This is a genomic window from Protofrankia sp. Cas8, assembly GCF_963555845.1.
Lineage (GTDB): Bacteria > Actinomycetota > Actinomycetes > Frankiales > Frankiaceae > Protofrankia.
Window position 1 is genome coordinate 1 of record NZ_CAUVXI010000062.1, and the last position, 6,786, is coordinate 6,786.

Below are 6,786 nucleotides of genomic sequence, written 5' to 3' on the forward strand. Positions count from 1 at the left end.
GACTCCTCCGCCCGAGTCTGGCTCATCGATGTACCCCTGTTAATCGAGGACCTGCGGGCACGGGCGGGCCGTCTCCTCACCGCTGCCGAGCGCAGACGCTACGCGCTTGACGACTGGGACGACCATGACACGGAGCCCCGACGGCTCACCCTCGGGGACGCCCCTTGAGCGTCCCCACGTATTCCCCACAGATGGCCGTAGACGGCCGCTCCAGGTCGGCCACAGCCGGACATCCACAAGGTACAGAAAGATCGTAAAAGGAAAGATCAAAAATACCGTGGCCTGCGGATTCAGGCCAAAGATACTGGTCGGAGCGGAGGGCGTGGGATTCGAACCCACGAGGAGCGTTGCCACCCCTAGTGGTTTTCAAGACCACCGCCATCGGCCACTAGGCGAGCCCTCCTGACCTGCGGCTTCGACCCGGTTGGCCTGATCGTCGAGCTGGCCGTTCCGTGCCTGTTCCGCGTGGCTGTCGTCCCCGTCTCCGGGCAGCCGGTCGTCTCCGAGTATTGCAGGATCGGCCGCCGGTGTGCCGAGGGCCTGTTCGATCGAGGAGTTCGCCGTTGCACTCTCTTGCAGGAGGCCCGTACCGGTTCGGGCGGACGACGTTAGTCTCAACGGCTGTCCACGCTCACTCCCACCGGTGGTGAGCCACCGGTTCCCCGACGGAAGGCGGCCATGACCGACCCGCTCGTGCCGTCCCCGGTGCCCGCCGGGCCAGCTGCCCGATCAGCCCGCACGCACCCGCCGCGGTTCGTGGTGGTCGGCGCCTACGTCGCCGACTGCCTGGTCAGCACACCGCGGCTGCCCGGATGGGGCGAGCACATCCAGGCCGACGCGATCCGGACGACGCCCGGTGGGAAGGCACTCAACCAGGCGGTCACCCTCGCGCGGGGCGGCGCCCACGTCACGGCGGTGGGGATCGTGGGAGGTGACGCGGTCGGACGAGATCTTGTCGCGACGCTCACCGCCGAGGGCATCGACACCGCCCATCTGACCGTCCAGCCGAACGCGCCAACCCCGGTCTGTGTCGTGTTCACCCGGCCCGACGGTCAGAACGCCACCACGTGGGGCATCGCCGACAATATGATCGCCAGCACGGAGATCGTTTACCGGGCGAAGGCGGAAATCGCCCATGCGGACGCCGTCCTCATCACCTTCGAGGCAGCCGCCGAGGCCATCCGCCAGGCCGTCACGATCGCCCGGGACGCCGGCACCCGTGTCATCGTCAATCCCGCGCCGTCGCCCGCCGACCTGACCGCATACCGGGCCCTACCCTGGCAGCAGGTCGACATGATCATCCCGAACGAAGCCGAAGCCCGCGCCCTGCTCCCCGAACACCACCCCGCCCGCGCGGGGCAGGCTGACGGACTCGCCGAGGCCCTGGGGAGCACGCTCGGCGTGCCGACCGTCTGCGTCACCCTCGCCGCGGACGGATGCACCCTGTGGGACGCGAGCGCCGGTACGAGCACCGGTGACCGCCGTGCCAGCTCGGCGAACGCCCAGACCTACAGCGCGCATCCGACCGACGTCATCGACACAACCGGCGGAAGCGACGCCTTCACCGCTGTCCTCGCCCTGCACCTGCTCTCCGGTACCGACCAGCCGACCGCCGTCCGTCACGCCCACGCCGCCGCGGCGCTGACCATCAGCCGTCCCGGCACCTACGACGCCTTACCCACCGCCGCCGAGCTACGCGATCAACGCGATCAACGCGATCACGGCGGTGGCGGTCACCCGGCCCGGCCTGGACGGTAACGCCGGGCCGGGTCGGGTGACCGTGTGACGTCAGGCGGGTGTGGCGCCGCCGCGCTGCCGCGTCCGCCGGACGACACCGACGGCCACGTCGAACATGAGGAAGGCGAGCAGGGTCACGCCGAGGACGGGCAGTGCCCAGCCGACAGCGGCGGTGAGCACGACCCCGACGACGAGTACCGGCCGCGGCAGCCCGCGCCAGGTGCCACGCGCCGGAGCCGGGCCGACGGGCGCCCGCCGATCGTCGCGCAGTGGCCGCCGCTGCCACCACATCCGGTAACCCCAGATGATCACACACAGCAGGCCGACCATCAGGGATGCGAGAAGTACCTGGTTGGCCAGGCCGAACAGCAGGCCCATGTGCGCCGCGATCCCGAGTTTGGTGAGTTTCGCGAGCAACGGGTAGTCAGCCCAGTCGGCCTGGGAGACTATCCGGCCGTCGGCCGGATCGATCGCGACCTGGCTGAGCCGTACCGGCCAGAGCTTGTCGGTCTGGGCGACGCTCCAGGCCACGCCCGGCTCGGCGGGCAGGTCGATCTCGACCGGCCCGTCCAGTCCGCGTGCGCGCGCCGTGGCGAGAACCCGGTCGAGCTGCCCGGTGATGCCTGCTTCGCCGTGGTCGGTCGTCGAATCGGCAGCAGTCGTCCCGCTGTCGGTCATCACATGGCCCGCATGCTGTGGGTCGGCGACGGGGCCGGGGTCGGCGACGGGGCCGGGGTTGGAGGCGGGGCCGGGGCTGGAGGCGGGCACCGGCAGGGTGGTGTCGAGTTCCGGCGCGTGGGCGTGCAGTGCGTCCAGAGCCGAGCTGAAGTGCGCTCCGGCATTCCGCGACCACGTCAAGCCCGTCGCAGACAGGAACAACAGGCCGAGTACGAGCCAGATCCCGATGCTGCCGTGCCAGGCCATCGTGCGCCGCCGACCCCGCGCGGCACGATCGGGCAGCAGAACCCGGCGCAGCCGCCGGGCACTGCGCCGCCGGAGCACCCACAGCACCACACCACCGCCGACCACCACCCACAGCCAGCCCGCCGCCACCTCGGAGTAGTTCCGCCCGAGCGTGCCGAGATGCAGGTTGCGGTGCAGATCATCAAGCCATGTGGTCAGCGGGGTGCTCCCCCACCAGGTGGTCAGCGCTCCCCGCACCTGGCCCGTGTACGGATCGACGTAGACGGTGCGCTGCTTGTCGTCACCGAGGCCGGGCACGTCAAGCACGACCCGGGTCGTCCGGTCGGCTGCGTCAGCGGGCAGCACCGCGGCCACGCTGCCCTCTGGATGAACGGCCCGAGCCGCCACGACCTGTTCGGCCAGCGGACGCGGGTTCGTCCCGACCCGTTCGACATGCAGTTCATCGGCGTAGACCAGCCCGTCGAGCTGCGGGGTGAGGGTGTAGGCGAGCCCGGTGAGTGCGGCCACCACCAGAAAGGGCGCTACCAGCACGCCCGCGTAGAAGTGCAGCCGAACCAGCAGGCGGCGTGCGCCGCCGGCATCGCCAGAAGCTGGAGCTGGAGCTGGAGCTGGAGCAGAAGCTGGAGCTGGAGCAAGAACAGCAACAGAGACGGGAACGGGAGGAGCAGAAGGAGCAGGAGGAGCAGGAGGAGCAGGAGGTGTTACGGGCTCGTCCGGGGACAGCCCAAAATGATCAAAAGTGGTCACATGCGTCTCCAGCACAGGAATGAGGTCACGCGGACATGCCGCGGCGACGCCCCACACATGAAGATCAGCTCAGTGCGCTCTGACTCACGACCCCGCGACGGACCGATGAGGCACGGCTGAACCCGGTGGGACGGAACGCGGATTACACGCGGATGGACACCGTCCGGGCGATCACGCCCGCCGAACCGGTCAGGCCGGTACGAGAACCGGTGGACCCCTGCGGATGACGACATGGAAGAGCAGGACGAGACGTGGTGCCCGCCGCAGCCACCGGACGGGCTGGACCGGGCGGACGACACACGGGCGGACGAACCCGATCCGGTGCCGCAGCAGCCGGCCGGCGACGCGGCGCGCGACGGCCGCGGTGCCCCGCGCCGCCCGCCACAGAAGGCGTTCCCCGACAGCGAGCCAGAGCCCGAGGACGAGCGCGGCCAGCAGGTGCGCGAACGCCATCGCGGGCCCACCGGGCAAGAGGTCCACGCCCGGCGCGGCACTCTGGAGCGCCATGTCACCGCTGTGGGTGAGATCGGCGATGTCGATGGAGGCGCCCCCGGCGAGACCGTTCGCCATGGCGGTGGGTTCGGTGACGGCAAAGGCGAGATGCAGGCCCGCCTGCACGCCGACCACCAGGGCGGAAAGCCGCCAGGCGGACATCCGGCCCTGTGCCGATCCCCAGCAGACCCGGGCTGTCACCATCGCCCCAAGCCCCATGACCGGCACCGACGGCAACCGGCCGCACGCCGCCCGATGGCCGGCGACCGCAAGCCCGAGCGCCAGGGCCGCCACCGTCGCGGCGCGCGCCCCCCGCCCAACGGGTGTCGCGGCCCAGGTCACAAGCCCCAGACCCTAGGGCATGACAACGTGTTCAGGCGGGAGTTCAGACAGGACAGGCGGGCGCCGGTGTGGTCACAGCCATCGCCGGCTGCGGAAGATCGTGTAGAGCATGACGCAGACGCCGACCATGAGCGCCATCGCGAGGGGGTATCCATACGCCCAGCGCAGTTCCGGCATGTCGCTGAAGTTCATCCCGTACACCGTGCCGACCAGGGTCGGCGCGAACAGGATCGCCGCCCATGCGGAGATCTTCTTGACTTCCTCGTTCTGCTCCAGACTCGCCTCGGTCAGGATCTTCATCTCTTCGTTCTGGCGCTGCCCGACCAGTGCGGCGTTCACAGTGAGGATGTTCACCAGCAGCTGCCGGAAGCCCTCGATGCGCTCCACGACCTGGACGACATGATCGGATACGTCACGCAGGTACTGCTGCAGCTCGGCGTCGACGCCGTACTTCACAAATCCCGACGCCAACGCGGCCAGCATCCCAAGGAGCGGCTTGGTGGCCCGCTGGAACTCGATGACCTCCCGGGACAGCTCATAGATCCGCCGGCTCACCTCGGGGTCCCCGCGGAACACCTCGGTCTCGATCTCGTCGATATCGTTTTCCAGCCCCGCCACCACCGGCGCATAGTCGTCCACGACCCGGTCGAGGATGGCGTAGAGCACCGCCTCCGGCCCCCTGGCGAGCAACTCCGGATCGGACTCCATCCGCCGCCGTACCTTCGGCAGGTCCGGGGCGTCACCATGACGCACAGTGATCACATAATCATCACCGACGAAGACGTGCAGCTCGAAGAACTCGACTTCTTCGCGGGTGTCGTTGTAGCGCGCCGCACGCAGGACCACGAACAGGGTCGTGCCGTACCGCTCCAGTTTCGGTCGCTGATGCGCCTGTACGGCGTCCTCGACCGCGAGCTCGTGCAGATCGAACTCGTTCGCGATCGAGGCGATCTCGCGCCGGTCCGGACGGACCAGGCCGATCCACGCGAGGTCCTGCTTGTGTTCGTCATGGCGCTCACGCAGGAGTTGATAGGTCTCACCCAACGAGTTCGGCCGCGCAAAACGCCGACCCTCGGTGTAGAACGCGTTCTCCATCACGGTCATCACGCCAGCTCCTCAAGGGGCTTACGGGCCGTGCCGGTAGGCGCCGCCGGGCTCACAGCGGCGTTCGGAGCACTCGTTGATCCAGCGCGCCTACCGGAGCAGCCCATGAGTCATGGCTTGCACTCCAGTCCACCCGCATGGACGAACAGGGCGCAGCGCCCTCGCCGACGCGAACCAGAGCCCGGCGGCGATGTCGGTCGTACAGAGGTATGCCGTACAGGTACGGGTACGGGTACAGGTAAAGGGACCGGACTCAGGCGGCGGGGGTCGCCGAGCCAGCCAAGGACAGGCACGGACTATGGCCGGGACTCATCCCGCCACCTCCTTTCACCGCCGGGCGCCCGTGGGCACACTTCACCTGCGCAGACAGTGATCGCACGAATCGTGCCCAGCCCAGCACCGGACCACGTGCGGAACACCCCTCCTCGTCAGAGCTTTGGCACTGCACGGCGTAATCCCAACCAGGAAGCCACCTGGGCCCACCCCTTAGCTCGGGGAGAGCTGTCCTGACCCGGGGCGTCTCTCGACGTTCGGGGTCAGTGGCCTGTGTCCGTGCAGACGCCTCACCGAACGAGGTGCCGCATCCCAAGCGTGCCGCCCGAAACGGTGCCCTGTCAAACCGCCGGCGGGTGATATTGCTCCGGACATGCCCCAACCTACACCTTCCATACCGAAAGGGTAACTCATGTTACTTTAAGTAGTTTTTTGACTCTCAGGCGCCGGGTCCGAACGCGGGTCGCCCAGCCTGCTCACGCTCGGACGCCTTCATCCGGGCCTCGTAGACATGTCGCCGGCCACCGGTCAGCGCGTCCCGGACCATCCGCTCGGACTCCACGAATGTTCGGAAGTAGCCGTCGTCATACTCCTCGACCACCTGGAAGGTCCACCGGCCGTCGAGGACGTTCCGCCCGAACAGGTCCCGACGCACCCGGTCGGCTATGTCAGCGTGCCCGGCGTTCTCCAGCTCCGCCAACGCCGACCCGAGCATGAGATCGGCACGACCGGACATCTGGTGGAACGCGTAGAGATGACCTCTCGCCCGTTCCACCCACTCCAACGCCTCGCTGATCTTTCCAACCGCGTGAACGGTGTCGCCGGCCAGCTCCGGGGCGGTGCGGTCGGCGCTCTGCGGGATCGGCGCCGGGGCCGGGGCCGGGGTCCGGGGGTTCGTTCTCACACCCCGCAATTGCCCGGCATACACCCGGGCGACACGGCATCCCCAGCGGAAAGCTGAAGGTCAACAACAACGATCCGAGAAGATGCGGTTGCAGATAGGAGTAGTAGCCTGCCTGTATGGCCAATTTTGACCGTGCGGCCGATTCACCGATCCTCGCACGCGGCATCCAGCCCTACATCGCAATCCACAGCTCACCGCCGGAGGAGCTCCTCGTCGATCTCGCCGAGGAAACCCGACGGACGTTCTGTGATGCGGCCCGTATG

The 6,786-nt window shown here is 68.5% G+C and carries 6 protein-coding genes, 1 tRNA gene and 1 riboswitch; of the genes, 2 read left to right on the forward strand and 5 right to left on the reverse strand.

Annotation, left to right across the window (positions count from 1 at the left end):
- Nucleotides 1-314 precede the first annotated feature (314 nt).
- Nucleotides 315-403 (reverse strand) — tRNA-Ser (locus tag U9977_RS11520).
- Nucleotides 404-678: 275 nt separating this feature from the next.
- On the opposite strand from U9977_RS11520, the gene U9977_RS11525 reads away from it, so the two are divergent.
- Entirely contained in the window at nucleotides 679-1,758 is a 1,080-nt protein-coding gene (locus U9977_RS11525) for a PfkB family carbohydrate kinase (RefSeq protein ID WP_322749224.1), read from the forward strand.
- 30 nt (nucleotides 1,759-1,788) lie between these two features.
- On the opposite strand, the gene U9977_RS11530 is transcribed toward U9977_RS11525, so the two are convergent.
- Nucleotides 1,789-3,222, reverse strand: coding sequence for a PepSY-associated TM helix domain-containing protein (locus tag U9977_RS11530; protein WP_416210566.1), 1,434 nt, complete (start codon nucleotides 3,220-3,222; stop codon nucleotides 1,789-1,791).
- A 5-nt stretch (nucleotides 3,223-3,227) separates the two neighbouring features.
- Here U9977_RS11530 and U9977_RS26925 point away from each other — a divergent pair, with 5 nt between their 5' ends.
- The gene (locus U9977_RS26925; RefSeq protein WP_416210567.1) at nucleotides 3,228-3,431 is read left to right on the forward strand and encodes a hypothetical protein; all 204 of its coding nucleotides are present in this window, start codon (nucleotides 3,228-3,230) and stop codon (nucleotides 3,429-3,431) included.
- A gap of 166 nt (nucleotides 3,432-3,597) precedes the next feature.
- On the opposite strand, the gene U9977_RS11535 is transcribed toward U9977_RS26925, so the two are convergent.
- The 3 genes from U9977_RS11535 to U9977_RS11545 all read right to left on the reverse strand — a co-directional run bounded on the left by U9977_RS11535 (nucleotide 3,598) and on the right by U9977_RS11545 (nucleotide 6,523).
- Nucleotides 3,598-4,242 (reverse strand): hypothetical protein, encoded by a 645-nt coding sequence (locus U9977_RS11535; protein ID WP_322749226.1) that lies wholly within the window; start codon nucleotides 4,240-4,242, stop codon nucleotides 3,598-3,600.
- 72 nt (nucleotides 4,243-4,314) lie between these two features.
- A complete protein-coding gene (locus tag U9977_RS11540) occupies nucleotides 4,315-5,346 on the reverse strand; it encodes a magnesium and cobalt transport protein CorA (protein ID WP_322749227.1) in 1,032 nt (343 codons plus the stop codon).
- A 414-nt stretch (nucleotides 5,347-5,760) separates the two neighbouring features.
- A riboswitch (M-box (ykoK) riboswitch) is annotated at nucleotides 5,761-5,928 on the reverse strand.
- A 130-nt stretch (nucleotides 5,929-6,058) separates the two neighbouring features.
- Complete coding sequence (locus U9977_RS11545; protein ID WP_322749228.1) at nucleotides 6,059-6,523, reverse strand: hypothetical protein; 465 nt, start codon at nucleotides 6,521-6,523, stop codon at nucleotides 6,059-6,061.
- Nucleotides 6,524-6,786 lie beyond the last annotated feature (263 nt).